Here is a 20,438-nt window from a genome sequence, read left to right on the forward strand (position 1 = left end):
GTGTTCAAGTAATCGAAAAAGAATGGAGTGATGGTGTTACGAATACCTCGTTGACGAACCGAATACATGTCAAAAAACAAACAACATGTATCTTGATCTCAGTCGATCACTAATTGGGAATGTAAGCGATCATCTTTAAACCGGGTACCGTGGAGGCAGACCATTCTTCGATTACTATGCGCACAATATAGCCAATCAGAATTACTCTTCTAACTGTGCAAATGTAGATCGAAAAATTAGTTTGCCACACGCAACCCTCCGTCCAAAATGAATTAATCGTATCTTAGCACAGGTTTTTGTTACCTGTCAATCGTTGGTAAAAACAATGCATTTAAAGCCCACAACAGTTGATGGCGCTGTTTATTGGGATTGATATCAGAAAAAATTCTTCCCCTTATCTTTCCTCTAAAGCTGCTTCAAAAGCCGATGAAACTTTTTCAAATACCTCATCATTCTCGATCACCGAAAGCTCCTCATTCTCGTTGACCTGCAGAAAGAATACATCTAGATCCTCTTTTTCATTCTCCCCTTCCTCAAGCTCATCCAAGTATGCAACTGCTACATAATGTTGGTTCTCCAAATCCAGAGAACCCAACACCTCGACCTCTTGTTCAGCTCCCTCATCGTCCACCAACGTGAGAACTTCACCGTTTTCAATCATCATATTTAGCCCTCCCTCGTTGTAAGACCTACTATTCTGATATATTTTTTCACAAATTTTTTAAAAAAATTCGTTAAATGCCGAGAAAACGGTAACCATTTTGGAAAAAGATACCGATATCGTACCGAGGGGATTTATCATTCCTTCATTCGCTTCATTGACCAGACCGCGATTCTAATTTATTAGCTAATTCATCTGCTTGCTTCATAAAAGAATCCATACTTACACTTATTGAAATATTTAACCCTAATCCTGCGCCACGAAGTATTTCTCGCAGCTCTTCAAAATTCATTTTATCCGCTTCGGTTAAAACAACGAAACTATACAAATCGTTATTAGGATATTGGTTTAATTTAGAATACAAATGATGCAGAATTTTCTTATCACTCTTAGAAAGCGTTCCTAATTGTTCACCCGTAGTCATACCAAGCCAAATTCCGTTCAATACATCTCCTAATTCAGTTGTAACCAAGTTGGGTTCAGACCTCAATCTCATTCCCCTTTGCGATGTTCGAAAAATGCAGCAAAGCCAAGCGAGATTCCCCAGCCAAGGAACAGTGCATACCATACGTATCCCCATGCTGCCATCGGGCTTGCATCTTGTTCTACGAAAGAGGGAGCGGACACGACACGTCCGATTGCAAATTGAAACTTCAGAACAAAGTAGCTAAAGCCCCATGCGGATAATCCAATACATCCGATCCATGCGGGAATGATCTTCAACCTCCTCGGCAGCTTATCTCCCCACTTATACACGAACGACAGGCTGAATAGGGCGGCAAGCACGGCCATCGCTCCCATAAACCAATAACCGATTACTCGCGATAATAATTCGTCTGGCACCTTTGCAAAGTCTCCCGGGAAACCGAATGAAAACCCCAAGCCCCACCAAAAGTGCGGAAGCGCATATAACAGCCCGCATATGCACGCAATATAGCCTGCCCAATTTCTTTTCTTAACGTTCATTCTCATCACCTCAGCAGCTATCTTAACATCCTAAGATTGGCTTTTAGGTGACCTCAAGTTTAAGCTTTGTTTAATTTTAAGTACGGATATATACAGTCGTTCCGATGTTCTCGGAGTCGATCTTCCACTGCAAATTCATATCTTTAATCATTAATGACACAATGGACAGACCGATTTCCGCTCCTTTCGCACCTGAGCGGTACGCAATGCCGGGACCATGGTCTCGGATTGCTACTACCATTTCACCCTCCTGCTCGCAGCAGAAGATGCCGATATATCGCCCCGTCTTGGCGTGTCTGATCACATTCTGAAACAAATTATCGACTATGACGCGGAACCAGAATGGGTCAATGCGCCATGTTACGGGTTGCTCCGGCAGATCAATTTCGACTTCCAGACCTTCCTCTTCAAAGACCGGATACCAGTCGGCGGCCGCATTGCGAAGCTCTTCCAGTATGTCGGTGTCCTTTATTTCCATCGGATATTTACCTGCGGATAATAAAGTGTACGACAGAAGATTGTCCATCAGCTTTCCGATATCGTCCAGTTTTCTATTTATGATACGTAACGAACCGTGAGACGGATCAGAAGGCCTTTTGAGGAGGGTATGCACATGCTGCCTTATTACCGTTAACGGCGTTCGCAGATCATGAGACAAATTAGCAACCAGCTGCTTGCGCAACTCCTCCTCCTGTTTTTCGCTCTCCCTCATCGACTTCAGTTGACTGCTCATCGTGTTGAAGGCTAGTTCCAACCTTCCGATTTCATCATTCTTACCGGGGATAATACCACTAGGGATGCCGCTTTCCCCTTTCACGGTCATTGCCGCTTCCAACCGGACCAGTCTTATACGGATACGATAGAAGAATAAGAATGAGACAAGCAATAGCAGCGCATATACCGCTATCATCAAGGAAATCAATGCGGCATTCCGATAGGGTGGAATATCGGCTATGGAAGTTAGCGCACGTGGAAAACGAATCGTCATAAATCCGTTTCGCACGTCGCCGCTAAGCAGAGCCGTGAACGTCAGTTGATCCTTCTGTCCCGTCTGGCTCGCGAAAGCAATTACGTCGGAATATGTCCATCGCTCAGGTATATCGACTGGATGTTCGCCAATCGACCAGGTCAATCGATCACTGTCTACCCAGAATGCCTCCGTTCCGGGGTACCGATCGACAAGAATTTGCAATCGCGCTTTCACGCGTTCGGGGGGCACATCCTTTAATAATCCGGCTTCGAGTCGCCACTCGCGTTCAATTTCAACAGGATCGAGCAAGCTATTACTATTTGAAATATAATTCGGCAAATAAAATAAAGCAGGTATAAGCGGAAAAATAATCAATGCAAGCAAAATCAGAAGCAGATATCGAACAAGTAATGATCTCCCCTTCATCATAACTTGACCCGGTAGCCAACGCCACGTATCGTTTCAATAAGGATCGGATGGCCGGGATCGATCTCAAGTTTCTCTCGAAGGTGGCGAATATGCACCATCAGTGTTTTGTCGCCTTCCATATAAGGTTCTCCCCAGACCGATTCATACAGCCTCTTCTTGGTGAGAATGCGGTTGGCATTCTGGAACAGCTCCATGAAAATATGGTATTGTTTCCCGGTCAGGACGATATCGGTTCCCGTCTGGGAATTCATAATTCGGTTTGACTCTTTGTCGATTTGGATATGGCCCAATTGGATGCGATCCGTCGAGGCGTCTCCCTTGCGGCGTATTAATATTTTGATGCGAGCACATAACTCATCTGGATGAAACGGTTTGGTCATATAGTCGTCAGCGAATGCCAGTCCTTGAAGCTTATCCTCGATGGACGTTCTGGCCGTCAGCATTAATATCGGCGTACTCGGATGCCTCTTCTTGATACGAAGACCGACCGAATAGCCATCCAATCCGGGTAGCATAACGTCAAGAATCACAAGATCAACCCGTGGCAGGTCATCTGTAAGCTCATGCTCTGATTTTAGCCATTCAACAAGATAACCGTTCTGGGACAGATAATCCGTGAGCCAGGAACCAATCTCCAAGTCATCTTCAATGTACAGGATTTTTGGAGGCATATTTCTCTCCTTCCGGTAATATCACAAAAGCTTTGTGGATGTCCGTTTCAATTTGTTGGCGAGAGTAAGGGTCAATCGCTTTAGCCTAATATGGCTTCCCTGTAAAATATTCGCTTTCCTACTGAAGGATCCTCCATTTCCTAATGTTGCTTTGCCGCAAGAATGATCATGAATACCGCAGCTAATAAACTCTTGGTTGCTTGTCATTTCTTAACTTCGCCTACTGTGATTGGATTCGTGTGATCGCCTCTTTCAAAAAAAAAAAAAAAAATGAGGCCTTCCACTGTTCCGTGTTATCGGAAATGGTGGAGACCTCCGCATATCCGGTCGTCCTTTAAATTGTTGGTGCTGATGTGATCAGTATATACTTATAATTCCGAGGTGTAAACTTAGTATTTATCAGACTGAAGCGTGTCTCCATTGTAAAATCACTTCCGCCGCTTTGGAGGCTCCGCCCGCTTCGCGGAAGGATGTACCGATCGCCTCGGCCTGCTGCTTGAAGGAAGGAACGGCAAGCAGCGTTTCGGCCGTTTCGTGCAGAAGGACCGGAGAAAGTTCGCCGAGATCGAGCGCTAATCCCGCCCTCAGCTCGGATACTCTCCGGGCTACCATAGGCTGGTCCGCGGAGACCGGGATGACAGCAAGCGGCGTGCCGTAATAAAGCCCTTCGCTTGTACTGTTCATTCCCCCGTGGGTAAAGAATACGTCAGCATGCTGGAGTACTTCCAGTTGCGGCACATAGTTTTTCACGATGAAGTTATCAGGAATGTATGAGAACTCACTCAAATTCGTATTTTTTCCGACCGACATGACGATGGTCGCGTCGAAGTCTCTGAACGCTTCAAAACACATATCATAGAAATGTTTCTGCTGATTAAATACCGTGCCCATGGAGATATAAACGACTTTCCGCCCTTTCAAATCCTCTACAGGAAACTCGGGAGCATCTTTACGCGGCGCAATGGAGGGGCCGACGAAATGATACGATCCGTCGAAGGACTCAGAATTCGGTTGGAAATGTGCCGAGGTGTAGACGACGGTCATGTCGACAGGGTGACAGAAGAAACCAGCCGGCTTCTTCAGGAAGCTTAAGTCAAGATCATGCTCCGATTTCATGAGCCCGATCCATTCTTCCATCTTGCGGGTTACTTCGGCATCCGGGGAAATCATTTTTTTGATCGGGAATTCGAAATCGGGATGTAAGGCGAACGATGTGCACGAGGCGATTTTCGGCAGCCCTAGCTTTTCCGCGACCATCCAACCCGCCAGACACATGTGGTCATTGATCACATAATCGTACTTCTCATTTTGAACTTCAGGCAGGATCTTCAGGTACAGCTCATACGATTTCCGCAGCATGATTTCCATGAACATGAAGATATTCATGTTCGGTCCTGGTCCCCCCGTGCCCACTCTCTTCATAAGTTCCTCTTCCACAAAATCTTCGTAAGTCCTTACCTCAGCTCCGACTCCTTCCAATCGCTCTCTGAACTTTTCCACACAATAATAAGTGACTTCTTCACCTCTGCTCGTCAGCTCCTTCACCAGGCCTACCGTCGGATTCACATGTCCCTCAGCGGGGAAGTTAATAAACAGTACTTTTCCCATGGATATAATCACTCCCTTCCACTCTATGGTAATATAAGGAAGAGGGTAGAGTCAAAAACAGATCGTATACCGCTCGATGTGTTCCTGAATTTTCAGTTCACAAACAATAAAGGGGCCGTCACAAATTTATTCGAAAGAAGAAAACTAGCTGAAACTACGGGAGACAATCCCGTTAGATGATCGATATTGCTATGTCACTACATATTAGACGGAGAAATTCGGCTCCTTAAACCATGACGCTCTCATGAGCGGACTGGCTTAATCGTCGAATGCGAAGCCATCCAAACCTTGTCTCACTAAATCCTCGAACAATATTCGGGCAAGTTCCGCAGCCCCTGTGCGATTGGGATGCAAGGTGTCCCCAGGCATATAAAGCGCAAGCGTCGCCTCAGGCCCGATTGACGTGAAATAGGCCGAGCTTAAAACATTCAGGTCGACTAAGGGTACGTTTTCTTCCTGCGCCAAAGCCACAGTTGAGTGTCTGTACCACCTGTTAACGGAAGAGTGTACGCCTTGAGCATTAAAGTCGGTCGCTCTGCCTTGCGGCGTAGATAGAATAACGGTGGCACCGGTAGCCTTTACTTGGCGCACCATATCGCGCATAATCTCCTTAAACTCGGCTTCGGTCGTGTTATTTTTCGGATTGGTATCGTTAATGCCTAACTGCAGGATAAAATAGTCGCCCGGCTTAATGTACTTCAGAATGGCTTCGAGTTGACCGTCACCTCTGAAGCCTCTTGCAATTTGTCCGCCTGAGGCCATATTTCTCACCTGGAATGTTTTCGTATTTACATATGGAGGCAGCATTTGTCCCCATCCCGCCTGCGTACTGCTATCCAACGGATAATAATTACACACCGTCGAGTCTCCGCCTATATATATCGTGCGATTCGTAACCGGAACGTTCGACAGCTTCCTGATTTTCAAGGCGCTTAACGTAAATGCCGCCCCCGCTTTACCTTCGGTTACGAGCAGGTTTAGCTGCCCGTCTGTGACCGGAATTTGAAATTTGTCCGTTGCGGAGTTTCCCGTCATGTTGATGATTTGATAAACCCCTTCCGCCGCCACGCTCGATCTTGTCGTGTTACCCAGTACGACCTTAATCTCGTAAAGTCCGTTTGCAAGATCGATGTTAAACGTATTGGTGCTTTTCGTGCCGTAAGCAAGGAACTGGACAGCGTCGCTTGCCGCACCGATGCCGGAAGCTGAAACATTCCGCATGTTCCCCGGAGTATGGAAGCCATAACCTTTTTCCGCGCTGTAGCCGTCGGAAGCGCTCAGACCAATATAGCCGGACTCAACGCTGCCAGCGCCAAAATCGAATTTGAGCTCGTCATTTACCGCTTCCGCTTTCAAACTTGGCATGAATCCGATTAAAAGAGCGGCGAACAGGATCGCGCTTATCGGTTTCGTCCATCGGCCTTTATTCACGATTAATTCCTCCCATTTCAAAATTCATGTGTCCATCCATCATTTATTATTTATCTCTTCCTCCTTTCAACGATATCGTCACAAATGGATGGCATAAGCGCCCACCTAATTCCACCTTATGCATTTTTGATGCGGCATTAAATAGAAAAAACAGTGCTGAATGTTGAAAATTCCGACAGTTTACCATTTTTAAAACAAAATGCCTGTTTGCTGCTTCAACGAAAAACCACCGGCAATAGGTGGTTCTTCTTTATTTCTTTGCTCATAGGCAACGACAAAGAGCCCCGCAGCCGGAAAGCTGCGGGACTCCTTGTTTTTAATTAGCATTACCGCAAATAAAAGATTTCACGCATCGGGCGGATAGGCTCTGCTTCAGCCATATCGAAAGAGACCTGCATCATTCCCGAAGTCAGCGCATTCCACCGGCCGCAAACCTCGCTCTGCGCGATATAAGCGAAGGCGCCTTCAACGTCGTCGCATTCGAAGCAGTAAAAGAACGTGGTTCCTTCCTGGAATATGGAATAATTGCGAATGCCCGCTTTACGGTGCTCCTCCAATACTTCCGGCCAAGGATCCGCATGCATCTGAACGTATTCCGCCAGGCACTCTTCCTTGACACGCCATGACCACGCAAACTTGGTGCTCAAAGCCTCTGTCCTCCTAGCCCGTGAATTAATAAACCGATTTCCACTCCGCAATGTTGCTTGCGTCGAATTTGAACGGATCGCCCAGCATGATCTGCGTTCCGTCGCCATCCGCGATAATTTCCTTTTCACCCAGCGTTCCTGCCGTGAATTTCTCGCCGACCGCCCCGGTAATATCGCCTTTAACCAGCGCTTCCGCCGTATAACCAGCCAGATAGCCGACATCAAGCGGGTTCCACAGATACATCCATTGGCAGATGCCGCTTTCAATATATTCGGCCATTTCGCTTGGAAGACCGAGACCGGTCAATTGCACTTTGCCTTTAAGACCTTTGTCCGTCAGTACTTTCCCCGCTGCCGCGATGCCCACCGTTGTCGGGGAGATGATCGCTTTCAGGTTCGGGTACGATTTGAGCAGCGCTTCGGTTTCGGATACGCTCTTATCGCGCAGGTCGTCGCCGTAAGCCACTTTGACGAGCTTCACATTCGCGTACTTCGGATCTTCCAGCTCTTTCTTCATCCATTCGATCCAGGTGTTCTGGTTCGTCGCTTGAGAGGTGGCGCTCAGAATCGCGATTTCCCCTTCGCCGCCGATCATATCGTAAGCACCTTGAATCAGCGTGCGCCCAATCCGCTCCGGATCCGCCTGGTTCACGTGCGTTGATCGGCTTTGAGCGTTAACCGCGGAGTCGAGCGATATTATTTTGATCCCGGCGTTCATCGCTTTTTTCAAAGCGGGCTGAAGCGCGTCCGGATCGTTGCCGACAACGGCAATCGAATCAACCTTCTGGGAAATCAGTTCTTCGACCATTTGAATTTGCGCTTCCGCGGTCGGTTGATCCGGCGCTTTCAGAATCGCCTCGTGGCCGTTTTCTTCAATCGCATTTTTGAAGCCTTCCATTTCCTTCTCGCCGTACGGATTGCCCGTGCTTTTGAAAATAATGGCGAATTTCTTCTTGTCCGAGCTTGAGCCCGTATTCTCGGTTGCTGCCGGATTGCTGCTTCCGCCTTCGGAAGCCTTGTTCCCGCCGGTTCCTCCGCAGCCGGCCAGTATGGAGATGGACATAACCGCGGTTAGGCCTAACGCAAGCATCTTCTTTTTCATTTTCTTATTTCCTCCCTTTTTGTGTGAGAAAGAATGGTCTATATACAAGACAGCGATAAGGCTGTTTTGCACGGAATTCAGGACCGTATCCCTGCGATGCGGCAATGGGAATCAGGCGTTTCGGCTGCTTGCCCGCTTCCGTTTCAAATTCGGAATCATCACGGCAAAGATTAGCAGCAAGCCGATAATAATGAGCAGCGTTTGGGCGGATACATTAATAAGACCTAAACCGTAGCGGAGATATCCGATCAGGAAGACGGCAAGTACGGCGCCGATCATTCTTCCTTTTCCTCCGGCTGTGCTCACTCCGCCGAGAACGGCCATCGCAATCACATCCAGCTCATAGCCTGTTGCGATATTTGGCCTTGTGCTGCCCATTCTTGAAGTCAGGAACAAAGCGGTTACGGCGGCCATCAAGCCTGCGAGCATGAAGATGATAATCTTGATTTTATCCACCTGCACGCCGGAGTACCGGCTTGCCGTCGGATTGCTGCCCATGGCATACACTCTTCTTCCGAACGTCGTCTTATGGAGAAGCAGACCGAACAAGACGGCGAATACCGCAAAGACGATTAATATAAACGGAATGTCTCCGACATAACCCCAACCCAAGTAGCTGAACCATTCCGGAAACTTCCCCGCGGCCTGATCCTCCAGAATGATATAGGCGATGCCGCGGTATATGATCATGGTAGCGAGCGTCACGATAACGGACGAAAGCTCCTTGAACTTCACAATCAGAATGCCGTTGATCAATCCGCTCAGCAGACCGACCGCAAGGCAGATCGCCATAGCAAGCGGCATCGGGACGCCTTGACTGTACAGATCCGCCATGACAACCGAAGACAAGGCGACAATGGAGCCTACGGAAATATCGATATCCGCCAAAATAATGACGAATACCATCGGCAGTACGATAAACGCCTTATCCAAAAAGCTCATCGTGGCATCGCGCAGGCTGTCGTAATTCCAGTAGTACTCCGACAGATTGATATTCATCACGGTGACGGCAATAAACAAAACGACCAGCATCCATTCCCATTGGAGGAAAAAGCCTTTAAGAGAGAAAGGTTTCTTGTTTGCAATCATTCTCGGTTCCATCGCTTATATTTTCCTCCTCATCAGATTGTTCCGGTCGATTCCGCGCTTCACCACGGCATTGATGATGACGGCGACAAGAATAATCGTCCCTTGAATCCACATTTGCCAGAACGGCGAGACATTGATCATCGGCAGCGCATTGTTCAGAATGCCAAGCAGCACGGTGCCCAGAATAATGCCGGATATCTTGCCCGATCCTCCGGCGATGCTGACGCCTCCGAGCACGCAGGCCGCAATGACGTTCAGCTCATAGCCCGCTGCGGTATCGCCTTGGGCGGATGCGAATTTGGAAACCCACAATACGCCGGCCAGACCGGAAAGGCCGCCCATGATGCTGTATACGAGCCATAATATTTTCCCTGTTTTGATCCCGCTGATTTGAGCCGAATCGGGATTGCTCCCAACCGCGTAGATTTGTCTCCCTGTCCGGGTATGATTGACAAAGAAATACGCGGCGACATAAATGACGATGGCGATAAAAACCAGGTTATTGATGCCCAGAACGGAGCCCGTGGCGATTTGTTTGAAGCTGTCCGGCATTTGATGGGCGCTGACCCATTTCCCTCCGCTTGCCTGATAAGTTAATCCGCGAAACACGTTCATCATGCCGAGCGTAGCGATAATCGGCAGTATTCCCATCCTGGAGACGAGAAAGCCAAGCGCCATTCCGCATACAAGACCGACCGCCACGCCCAGCAGCAGGGCTATCATAGGATTCAAATCCGGGTATTCATATACCGTTAAGGCCGCAATCATCCCCGACAAAGCCAAGGTTGCGCCGATCGACAGATCGATCCCGCGGGTGACGATAACGAGCATCATTCCGATCGTCAGTATACTTAAGATGGCCGTATTCGTCGCAATGTCATTGATGTTCTCCCATGACAGGAAGCTCGGATTGCGAAGCTGTACGCCTAAGGAAAGCAAGACGATAAACCCAAGCAGTCCCAGCTCTCTGAATTTTCCTATGTTTGCACTAAACGATTTTTTGGGAAATCCGGCATTATGCGGCGCAGGTTCCAAAGCAGCGTTCGCCAAGCCTCTCTCGTTCATATCGTTGCCCACCTTTAAAGTTGTTCCGCCAGCGGCGCTTCATCGACCATGGATGCCTGAAGAATGGCCTCCTGCGTAATTTCGTCCCGCTCCAGCGTAGCCGCCACCCTGCCTTCCCGCATCACGGCAACCCGGTCGCACATCCCGATGATTTCCGGCATTTCGGAGGAGACCATAATAATACCGTAACCGCTGCAGGCGAGCTCGCTGATCATTTCATAAATCGCCGATTTCGCTCCCACATCCACGCCTTTGGTCGGTTCGTCGAGAATGAGAATGTCAAGATCGGCGGTCAACAGCTTGGCGAATACGACCTTTTGCTGGTTTCCGCCGGAAAGAGAACTTACCAGATCGAATATGCTGCCTGCTTTTACATTCACTTTCTCCGCCAGCCGCTTGGTCGTTTCCGCTTCTGCCGCCGGATTCAGCATTCCTCTTTTGGACCATTTCCGCAAAGAAGGAAGCGTAATATTACGGCCGATCCCCCACTGCAGCACGAGGCCTTGCTTTTGCCGGTCTTCCGGCAAATATCCAATGCCATGCTTCATCGCGTCGAGCGGGCTCTTCACGCGCAATACTTTCCCTTTAAGCAGCACTCTGCCTTTATCGTAAGCCGAAATGCCGAACAAAGCTTGGCATACCTCCGTGCGGCCGGCTCCGACCAATCCGGTCAGCCCCATAATTTCGCCGCGCCGGAGCGTGAAGGTGACATCCGCGAAATATCCCGTTTGCCCGAGCCCCTCCACCGCCAGCAGCTCTTCGCCGACAACCGATTCCTTCTTCGGGAACAGCTGCGTAATTTCGCGTCCGACCATCGCTACGATCAGGTCAGGGTTCGCTATTTCATCCACATCCCATGTGCCGATATATTTGGAATCTCTGAACACCGTCACCTTGCTTGCCAGTCGGTACATGTCCTCGAAACGGTGCGATATAAAAATAACGGATTTCCCTTGCTCCCTCAGCTTATCGACAATCCGGTACAATTCTTCGCTTTCGTTTTTGGTCAACGCGGCCGTCGGCTCATCCATAATGATAATTTTCGCATCAAGAGAAAGCGCTTTCGCGATTTCGACGATTTGCTGCTCCGCTACGCTAAGCGCGCCCATTTGCGTCTTTGGACTGAAGGAAGCGCCGAGCTCCCGCAAGAGGCTTCCGGCTTCCGCGTGCATGTTGTTCCACAGGATCCGTTTCGTTAAGCGCCCGATTTTCTCATGACCCATAAAAATATTTTCCGTAACGCTAAGATCCGGATAGCAGGTAACATGCTGATAAATAGCGGCGATCCCCGCTTTCTTCGATTCATTCGGGGTTTTGAACTCCACCTTCCGGCCATCGAGATATATTTCACCCTCATCAGGCTGGTAGACACCGGTGATGACCTTGATAAAGGTCGATTTTCCCGCGCCGTTCTCGCCCATGAGCGCGTGAACCTCTCCCGGTTTCAGCTTGAAGTACACATTGTCGAGCGCTTTAACGCCCGGGAATATTTTGGTGATGCCGTTAAGTTCAAGAACAAATTCGGCCATCGCAGTTCCCCCCTCACCACTTGATTATCTCTTTCTTATCGTTCTATCATAATCGTCTTCCGGCTTCGGCAGTAGGAGACATCTTTCGGGTAGGGGGGAGAATATTCCGTTTCTGCCGCGCGCAGCAAAAAAAAGAGCAGGCGAATGGCCTGTCTCTTGAGCGCGTTTCCTATATTCCCCCATATGTGCAAGCTTCAACGGAGCATCTGTTCCCGGTATTTGGATGGCGATTGCCCTGCCCATTCCTTGAACAGCTTGCTGAAATATTTGACATCCTGATAGCCGATCCGGTCACATACCTCCTGAAGCTTGATATGCGGGTCGCGCAGCAGTTCCTTTGCTCTCTCTATTCTTAGCCTGGTCGCATAATTCAGTACCGTCTCCCCCGTCTGGATCTTGAAGCAATGACAGAAGTACGTCGGATTCATATACACGGTATCGGCAATTTTCTTTATGGTCAAATCGTTTGCCAGATTCGCGCGGATCCAAGCCTTTGCCTGTTCGACCGGCTTAGCGCGGTCGCTTTGGCGCGATGACTCGATTTCGCCGATCACATGCGCGATCAGCTTGTCGATTTCGCTCTGAAGCTCTCGCAGGTTCGCGGACTTCTTCAATATTTGCCCGACTCCTTCGAGTGAAATGACCGGGTCGGCATCGTCATAGCCTGCCGGCGCGACGGAATGAATAAGAAGGAATACATTCTGAACCGTGCGCTGAATGAGAACGGGGGACTCCATCCGCTCAAGCTCCCGGAAAATATGATTCGAATGCCCCAGCGCTTCCGCAAGTTCCGCTTGTTCGACCGCTTGCCTCAGCCGCCCGGAGATCGGGGCGATATCGCCATGCTCGCGGTCCTGCGTTTTGTCTGCCGCCATCTCTTCGGAATCCTTCTTGAACATCCGGTTCCCGCCGTAGACCAGCCTATAATTGATCAAGGACAAACATTGCCGCTTCGCATCGGTCAGCAAGTACAAATCTTCAATCACTTCCCCATGCGCGATTGAAGCCGAGAAGGGCGTATAGATCCGGATAGCCGAACGGATGCGCTCGGATAAGTCCTCGGCGCCGGCAAGAAGCTTCTCCTCCTCGCCGGGACTGTAGAGCAGCGTCCAGAAATCCGAATTGCCGCCTCTCCAGCACCAGCTTTGCCCTTCCGAATCCGGGAGATGGTTTGCCACCACTTCGCCCATAATATTTTCCAGCGCGTAGAAATACGCTTCCCAATCCTTGAGCGTGTAATTGCGCGTCTTGACCGGCAGCGTGTCCAGACTGACATACATCAGAAGATAGCGGCCCTTCGGAAATTCCTCCACCCAATAGCCAAGACGCGTAAGATCGACGCCGGGGGAAGTCGTATAGCTCAGCGTCTGCGTCTGCCGCGTCCGCCGCAGCTTCTCCGCCTTCCGCTCCAATTCATCCCATTTCCGGAGCTGGGTACGGTCATTCGAAATTTTCTTTTGCACCTCCGCCATACGGCTGCTGAACTGCTCGCGGTCCAGCGGCTTGAGCATATAATCGACCGCTCCTTCACGCAAGGCGGTTTGCAGGTAATGGAAGTCGTCGAATCCGCTGATGACCAGCGGAAAGAAGGGATACTTCTTACCGGCTTCCTTAATAAGCGTTAGACCGTCCATCTCGGGCATCCTCACGTCGGTGATCAACAGATCGATGGCGCCATCAGTACGCTCGATATATTCAAGCGCTTCCTTGCCGTCGGACAATGTCGCTACGACTTCCCACTGGTCGCCGCAGCCACGGAGCAGCCGCTCGATCCCTCTCCGGATTCGCGGTTCATCGTCTACGATTAACGTTCTGATCGTCTGCATGCCGTTCAACCCCCATTTTCGCTGCTTACTGCCGCTTCTGACATGATCAGCACCGGAATCCGCAAAATCACTTCCGTCCCTTTGCCGTAAATGGTGTGCAGCTGGACGCCGTAGTCCGAACCATGCAGCATGACAATTCTTGCATTCACATTCGTCAGGCCGAACCCGGAATCCTTCCCGGCAAGCGTCTCCGTACGGAAAGCATGCTCCAATTCGCTTAGCCGGTCGGATGGAATGCCGGGACCGTCGTCGCGAATCCGGAACACGACGTCCTGCTTGCCGGAACGGGCCCCGAATTCCCGGTTGACGCTAATATGGATGTTCACCCCTTTGCGGGCTGAAAGACCGTATTTGATTGCATTCTCCACTATCGGCTGCAGAATGAAGTTGGGGCTGTATAACGGCTGGTCGTCCCCTCCCTCGACGTTCTGTACGATCTCAAACGCCAGACGGTCTTCAAATCTGAATTTCTGGATCGTCATATAATCCCTGACATGCCGAACCTCTAGGGCGATTGTAACGAATTTCGATTTATTGCTGACCGAAAAGCGCAGCATCCGTCCGAGCAGCGTCACCATCTCCACCACCGTCTCCTTTTCCCCCTCCTCGACGGCCATACCGATCGTTTCCAGCGTATTGTACATAAAATGGGGGTTGATTTGCGATTGAAGCGCGTAAAGCTCGGCTTCCTTCTGACGGATTTCGATCTCGTAATTTTTTTGGACAAGCTCCCTGATTTGCGCAATCATCGCATTGAAGCTGTGCGCAAGCGTACCGACCTCGTCTTTGTTCTTCACCTTTAGGTCCACCTTCAGGTTACCGGTTTCCACCTGCTTCATCAGCCTGGTCAGCTGCTTGAGCGGACGCGTCAAGTTGAGGGAAAACATGACCGCAATGATCGAGCTGACGATGACAATGCCGATAAGGACCGTAATCGTGACATACCGGAAGAGATCCGTCCGTTCCGTCAAATACTTCAAAGGTATGCTGTGAACCAGTATCCAGTCCAATCCGGCAAATTCGCTGACGCTGACCAGCCGCGGGCCCTCTGCGTCACTCGTGCGGAAGCTGCCGTTCAAGATCGGATAGCTGCCGATATTGCTGTCGAAACTTCCGATCTTTTTCGGATCCGTATGGTAAATCAGTTCTCCGCCGCCGTTCATTACCCAAAGATCGGCTTCGTCATTCTGCTCGAAGTTGCTTAGAATGGCATCAATGAACGAAAGCTGCACGGCAATGAACATCGTGCCCAGATTTTTGCGGTTGTCCACGTCGTTGATTTGTTTCATGACGAGAACGTACGGCACGTTGTTTGTGAACCTCATCCCGATCTCGCTTGGAAGAATCATCTTCGCTTTGCCCCGCAGATCGGGATCCTGTCCGTACGGAACCGGCGAACTGCTCCAATCCAGTCCGGAGTAACTCATCTTGGTGCTCTGAAACAGCCGGTTCTTGGACAACAGAAATACGCCGATCACATCGGTATTGTTTCCGTTGATATACGTTCTTGCCAAGTAGCTGTTCATCGTAAATTGATCCTTGTTCAAATCGGAATGATTCTGGTACGAATCCTTGCGTAAAATAGCGATAATATCGCCGGAGTTGAACAGGGAATCCGGCAGCGTCGTCAGCTCTTCCATCTGCTTCTGAATATTCGTGTTCGCTTGGACGAGAAACTTGGGCATATATTCGCCGATTTGCTCCTCTATCGATTTCGTATACTGCGAATAAGAAATGTAGCCTAACAAAAACATCGGGATAACCGTCAACAGCATATAGGTAACGATCAGCTTCGTGCTTAACCGGTAGTGGCGGAATCGGAGTCTCTCCATCAGCTCAGAAATCATATTGATCCACGTTTTCCTTTGTAAAATCGACAGGCTCGCCCATGATGACATGATCCCCGTTCACTCTGATATTGCCTACATTATCGATATCCTGACCGTTGTATGGCTTCTTGCCATCCAGCAAGTTTTTGGCCAAGACCACAGTCAAGTAACCGAGCTTCTTGGGACTCCACAATGTGGCAACCTGCGCGGATCCGTCGTGCAAATATCCGGCCATTAGGGTCGGAGTCGACAGTCCGACGGTCTTGACCCTGCCAAGCATGCCGGCTTCCTTCACCGCTTGGGCCGCAGCCGGAGGGGCAACGGATGAAATGCCGATGATGCCGGCCAAGCCGGGATGGTCGGCCAACAGCCGGCTTGCGGCTTCGTAGGCTCTCTGCGGATCGTCATCGGTTGCCGTTATTTCCAGCAGCTTCATGCCCGGATAAAATTCCTGCTGCTGCGCTAACATCCATTTGATCCACTCGTTTAACGTTGCCGCCGACGCGGAGCCCGTCATAATGGCAAACTCGCCTCTCTCGGCCGTATTCCAAGCAAGTGTGTCCATCAAATGTCTTCCTAGCGTTTCCGGATCTACCATATTGACAAAAAACTGCCTGCCTTCCCGTACCGTATCCGAATCCCAGGTGATAATTTGGATCCCCTTTTGTTTGGCTTCCATCAAGACCGGCAGCAGCTTCTCCGGATCGTTGGCCGATATGGCAAGCGCATCGACTTGCCGGTCGATCAGATCCTGGATGATCTTGATTTGCCGCTGCGTATCGGCAATCGGAGGCCCCTCGTAGATGACTTCGACTCCCAGATCCTCGGCGGCTTCCATTACTCCGGTCTCGACGACATTAAAATAGGGGATATCCATCACTTTCGGTACGACCCCGATGATATAGTCTGATTCATTATTTTTGGCCGCATAAGAACTTGGAGCGGAAGAAGGGCCGGACTCCATCGAATAAATGACCTTATACCCTCCTTTGGAGGGCGCATCCAAGCAAGCGCTTACAAATACTAGCGACAGCAGGATCATATGCAAACGCAGCAATCGATTCATGCGCGAGTCTCCTCTACCCCTTCTTGAAAATTATATTAAAGATAACATTCCCGTCGTTTCTAAGGCAAGCGCCGGATTTTTACAGGTTCCGAGGCAGAGCCCGCTCTTACCCTTCATGCTCCGAATCAACCTTATACCGGCGTCCCCGTCTTAAGCAGGAGATGCCAATCAATTACTACTAACGCAAAAATCCCCGAACCCTCTGTCTGGCAGGGGTTTCGGGGATAGCTTATTTCATTTGATCGCGCCAGCCGTAATTCCGCTTGCGATTTGCCGCTGGAAGATCATATACATCACGAGTACCGGAACGATCGTAATCAGAAGGGCTGCGAACAGCGGTCCCCACTCTGTACGATACTGCATCTCTGCCTGCATAACTCCTATTTCCACCGGCAGCGTGTATTGGGCCGGATCGTTAATTAATATCGTACCTACGATGTATTCGTTCCAAATGTTCAAGATATTGACGATACCTATCGTAATCAAGCCTGGTTGAGACAACGGGAGCATGACCCGAAAGAACGTTCCGTAATAAGAAGCCCCGTCAACGATTGCCGCTTCTTCCAGCTCCTTCGGCAACGATTTGAAAAATCCGATAAGAACAAAAATGCCGAATGCAAGCAAGCTGGAGGTATACACGAGTATCAGGCCAAGCTTTGTATTAATCAAGCCCATCGAATTCATCAAGAAGAATAGAGGAATCAGCGCTAATACAAACGGAACCATCATAGAAGAGATATAGAGAAGGAACAAAGCGTTGCTGCCTCTAAACGTATATCTCGCCAGCACGTAAGCCGTTGTTGCCGACAACAGCAGCGCCAGACCTGTCGAGCCAATGGTAACAACAAGCGAATTGACGAAATACGCATTAAAATTATATTTACTCCACACATAGGAGAAATTTGACCATAACAGCGGGAGCTCGGGCAGAGCCCAAGGCGCATTTAAGAAAAATTGTTCGTTATTCTTTAGAGAATCCAGCAAGGTCCATAAGAGCGGGTACAATACCGATACGCCCCATAGGATCAAAATAGCATAAATAATCAGCTTAGCGACCGGATTTTTAATCTTCAAGTTCATCTCCTGCTCCTCCTTAGCTCATCTCTACGGTATCATGGCGCATTAACCGCTGCAGAGCGATTGTCGTGATTAACGACAGGACCAGGATGACAAATCCTATCGAAGCCCCATATCCGAAATGAAATTGCCGGAATGCCATTTGGTATAAATAGGAGCCCATAACCTGAGTGCTGTTATCCGGTCCGCCCTCCGTCATGATCCACACGATCACGAAGGAACCGTTCAGGGTGGTCATCATGATGTTCAGGATGGATACTTTTATTTGCTCCCAGGTGAGAGGAACGGTAATGCTCCAAAATTGCTTCCACTGGCCCGCGCCTTCTATGTTGGCCGCTTCGTAATACGATTCAGGGATACTCTGGATGGCCGCGATCAGAAGAATCATATAAAAACCGATGCCCGCCCAAATGGCCGGGGGCAGGAGCATCCAAATCGTATGATCGGGAAAGCCCAGCCAGGTGATCGAGACTTTTTCCTTTGTGAATAACGACAGAAACGCATTCAGGAAGCCGATTTGCGGATTATATATAAAATTCCACAATACGCCGATAACAACGACGGAAATGACATTCGGAATAAAGAAGATCGACCGGAAAAAACCGGCCAGTCTAAAGCCAAAACGGGTAAGCGCCACGGCGAAAAACGTCGCAAGAAGCATAATGCCGGCCACCTTGCCCGCAACCAGAAAATAATCGTTGCCGATCGCCCTCCACACAATGGGGTCATGAAGCATCTCTTTGAAATTATCCAAGCCGATGAACGTTTTTTTATCCGACATGCCGGACCATTCGAAGAAAGAATAATACAAGCCTTGTACGACAGGATAAATGGTGAATACGCCAAAAAAGATCAGCGTTGGGATGATAAATGATGCGATAAATACGTTTCTCTGCCATTTTGCCGTTCCTGCGTTCATACTTCCCATCCCTTTCGAGTCTACTCGCAGGATGCGATCGGGGCGGTATAACCGATACCCCGACCACCTCCGCTTCAGTTCTGTCGAAGGCTAATTATTTGCTAACCTTCTTCACTACGTCAGTAACCCTCTTCACCCATTCTTCAGGCGTAATCGTATTAATGGTTAGCGCATCCGTCGCATCCATCATCGCCTTATCCACGTCGGCGTTATAGGTGATCGTCGGGATAACGATCGTGTTCGGGTCCGTCAAATATTTCGCGGCATCCTTAACAAAACTCGGAGCATTGGAGGAGCTGATGTCGCCTTTGATGTTCGAAGGCGCGCCGCTGAGCTCCGCCCACTGCGAAGCTTGCTCTTTGGAGAAAATAAATTGCAGGAATGCTTTAGCCGCTTCTTTGTTCTTGCCGTTCTTAGCGATGGCTACCGTTGCCGTGGAGGTGTTGGCAACCACTTTGCCGCCCGCTTCCTGCGTCACCGAAGGAATGAATCCAAAGTCGAAGCCTTCCGGAACATCCTTCGCCATCTCGTTAGGCAGCCACAGTCCGTTCGGGATAAAAGCGTCTTTATTTTGCAGGAACAGCATTTGCGAATCGGTATGATTGATTTGAATGGAAGCCTTATCGATGAAGCCTTTATCGCGTAAGGCAACGATCTTGTTCAGAGCGGCAAGAACGGCAGGGCTCTCGAAGGCCTCTACTTTATTGGCTGCCATATCTTGAAGAATGGTGAAATCATTATTATTCGCCGTCACGATTGCAGGAAACAGGATCGAGCCGTTGATATAGTACGGGTATTTGCCCGTGTGAATGAAAGGCGTAATGCCGTCGGCTTTGATCTTATCGCTTACGGCAAGGAAAGACGGGAAGTCGGTCGGTTCAGCCCATCCTTTGTCCTGGAAGAGCGCTTTGTTCCAAAACACGCCCCAAGAGTTCAAAACGAGCGGGATATTATAAACTTTACCGTCGAATTGCTGCGCGGGCTGGGCAAGGATTTCGGTAATCAATTCACCGTCGATATTTTTGGCATCCTTCAGCCAATCCGTCAAATCCTCGAGCTGCCCATCCTCTACCATTTGGCGGTCATTGAGGACCGGACCGTCGATGTACACGAAATCAGGAGGATTGCCGCCGATCCAGCGGGGTCTGTTTTGATCGTTTATTTTTGGTCCCGCGGATTCTTTAATGTTCAGCTCAGGGTTCGCGGTCTGGAAATCAGCAATAACCTTCTTCCACCATTTGTCGCCGTACCCGCCGACGAAATATTGAATTTCGAAGTCGCCCGTCAGTTTGGCCGTCTCGTTCCCGCTATCAGGCGTACTTGTAGATTCAGAGGCAGGCGCGGAATTAGACGGCTTATTGGACGACTCCCCCTTGTTAGAACCGCTGCAACCCGCTAGCGATACGGCGGCCAACATAACGGCGATCCCAAGCGCTGCAATCTTTTTCTTCGTAATCATCAAAGAAAACCCTCCCGTGAATGATGTTTTTACGCTTTACCGATGAGCTCCAAATCGAACTCTTGCGTGTCATTTCATCATAAATGGGGAGGGC

Annotated in this window: 18 protein-coding genes; all 18 read right to left on the reverse strand. The window is 49.5% G+C overall.

Annotated features, from left to right (window positions below):
* Positions 1–394 precede the first annotated feature (394 nt).
* The 18 genes from H581_RS0103820 to H581_RS0103905 all read right to left on the reverse strand — a co-directional run bounded on the left by H581_RS0103820 (position 395) and on the right by H581_RS0103905 (position 20,344).
* A complete protein-coding gene (locus H581_RS0103820; RefSeq protein WP_028608867.1) occupies positions 395–664 on the reverse strand; it encodes a DUF1292 domain-containing protein in 270 nt (89 codons plus the stop codon).
* A 151-nt stretch (positions 665–815) separates the two neighbouring features.
* Positions 816–1,106 (reverse strand): hypothetical protein, encoded by a 291-nt coding sequence (locus tag H581_RS32930; protein ID WP_245599897.1) that lies wholly within the window; start codon positions 1,104–1,106, stop codon positions 816–818.
* Positions 1,107–1,153: 47 nt separating this feature from the next.
* Positions 1,154–1,627: a DUF3995 domain-containing protein gene (locus tag H581_RS0103830; RefSeq protein WP_028608868.1), complete on the reverse strand. Its 474-nt coding sequence runs from the start codon at positions 1,625–1,627 to the stop codon at positions 1,154–1,156.
* Positions 1,628–1,703: 76 nt separating this feature from the next.
* Entirely contained in the window at positions 1,704–2,831 is a 1,128-nt protein-coding gene (locus H581_RS0103835) for a sensor histidine kinase (RefSeq protein WP_169507423.1), read from the reverse strand.
* A 191-nt stretch (positions 2,832–3,022) separates the two neighbouring features.
* Positions 3,023–3,697: a response regulator transcription factor gene (locus H581_RS0103840; RefSeq protein WP_028608870.1), complete on the reverse strand. Its 675-nt coding sequence runs from the start codon at positions 3,695–3,697 to the stop codon at positions 3,023–3,025.
* Between the two features lie 399 nt (positions 3,698–4,096).
* Positions 4,097–5,305: a macrolide family glycosyltransferase gene (locus H581_RS0103845; protein ID WP_028608871.1), complete on the reverse strand. Its 1,209-nt coding sequence runs from the start codon at positions 5,303–5,305 to the stop codon at positions 4,097–4,099.
* Positions 5,306–5,563: 258 nt separating this feature from the next.
* A complete protein-coding gene (locus H581_RS0103850; RefSeq protein WP_051250436.1) occupies positions 5,564–6,670 on the reverse strand; it encodes a rhamnogalacturonan acetylesterase in 1,107 nt (368 codons plus the stop codon).
* 392 nt (positions 6,671–7,062) lie between these two features.
* Positions 7,063–7,383, reverse strand: a complete 321-nt coding sequence (locus H581_RS0103855; RefSeq protein ID WP_028608873.1) for an L-rhamnose mutarotase — start codon at positions 7,381–7,383, stop codon at positions 7,063–7,065.
* A 25-nt stretch (positions 7,384–7,408) separates the two neighbouring features.
* Entirely contained in the window at positions 7,409–8,485 is a 1,077-nt protein-coding gene (gene rhaS, locus H581_RS0103860; RefSeq protein ID WP_028608874.1) for a rhamnose ABC transporter substrate-binding protein, read from the reverse strand.
* A 111-nt stretch (positions 8,486–8,596) separates the two neighbouring features.
* Complete coding sequence (locus H581_RS0103865; RefSeq protein WP_028608875.1) at positions 8,597–9,586, reverse strand: ABC transporter permease; 990 nt, start codon at positions 9,584–9,586, stop codon at positions 8,597–8,599.
* Between the two features lie 3 nt (positions 9,587–9,589).
* A complete protein-coding gene (locus tag H581_RS0103870; protein WP_036717586.1) occupies positions 9,590–10,639 on the reverse strand; it encodes an ABC transporter permease in 1,050 nt (349 codons plus the stop codon).
* A gap of 14 nt (positions 10,640–10,653) precedes the next feature.
* Complete coding sequence (locus tag H581_RS0103875; RefSeq protein ID WP_028608877.1) at positions 10,654–12,168, reverse strand: sugar ABC transporter ATP-binding protein; 1,515 nt, start codon at positions 12,166–12,168, stop codon at positions 10,654–10,656.
* A gap of 194 nt (positions 12,169–12,362) precedes the next feature.
* Positions 12,363–13,994 (reverse strand): response regulator, encoded by a 1,632-nt coding sequence (locus H581_RS0103880; protein WP_028608878.1) that lies wholly within the window; start codon positions 13,992–13,994, stop codon positions 12,363–12,365.
* A gap of 5 nt (positions 13,995–13,999) precedes the next feature.
* Positions 14,000–15,841 (reverse strand): cache domain-containing sensor histidine kinase, encoded by a 1,842-nt coding sequence (locus tag H581_RS0103885; protein WP_028608879.1) that lies wholly within the window; start codon positions 15,839–15,841, stop codon positions 14,000–14,002.
* Positions 15,831–16,889, reverse strand: a complete 1,059-nt coding sequence (locus tag H581_RS0103890) for an autoinducer 2 ABC transporter substrate-binding protein (protein WP_028608880.1) — start codon at positions 16,887–16,889, stop codon at positions 15,831–15,833. Before H581_RS0103890 ends, H581_RS0103885 begins: the two co-directional genes overlap by 11 nt.
* A gap of 234 nt (positions 16,890–17,123) precedes the next feature.
* Complete coding sequence (locus tag H581_RS0103895; RefSeq protein WP_028608881.1) at positions 17,124–17,969, reverse strand: carbohydrate ABC transporter permease; 846 nt, start codon at positions 17,967–17,969, stop codon at positions 17,124–17,126.
* Between the two features lie 13 nt (positions 17,970–17,982).
* A complete protein-coding gene (locus H581_RS0103900; protein ID WP_028608882.1) occupies positions 17,983–18,885 on the reverse strand; it encodes a carbohydrate ABC transporter permease in 903 nt (300 codons plus the stop codon).
* Positions 18,886–18,979: 94 nt separating this feature from the next.
* Positions 18,980–20,344 carry an ABC transporter substrate-binding protein gene (locus tag H581_RS0103905; RefSeq protein WP_028608883.1) on the reverse strand — a complete coding sequence of 455 codons (1,365 nt, stop codon included), beginning with the start codon at positions 20,342–20,344 and terminating at the stop codon, positions 18,980–18,982.
* Between the last annotated feature and the right edge of the window lie 94 nt (positions 20,345–20,438).

Source organism: Paenibacillus harenae DSM 16969 (assembly GCF_000422465.1).
GTDB classification, from domain to species: domain Bacteria; phylum Bacillota; class Bacilli; order Paenibacillales; family Paenibacillaceae; genus Pristimantibacillus; species Pristimantibacillus harenae.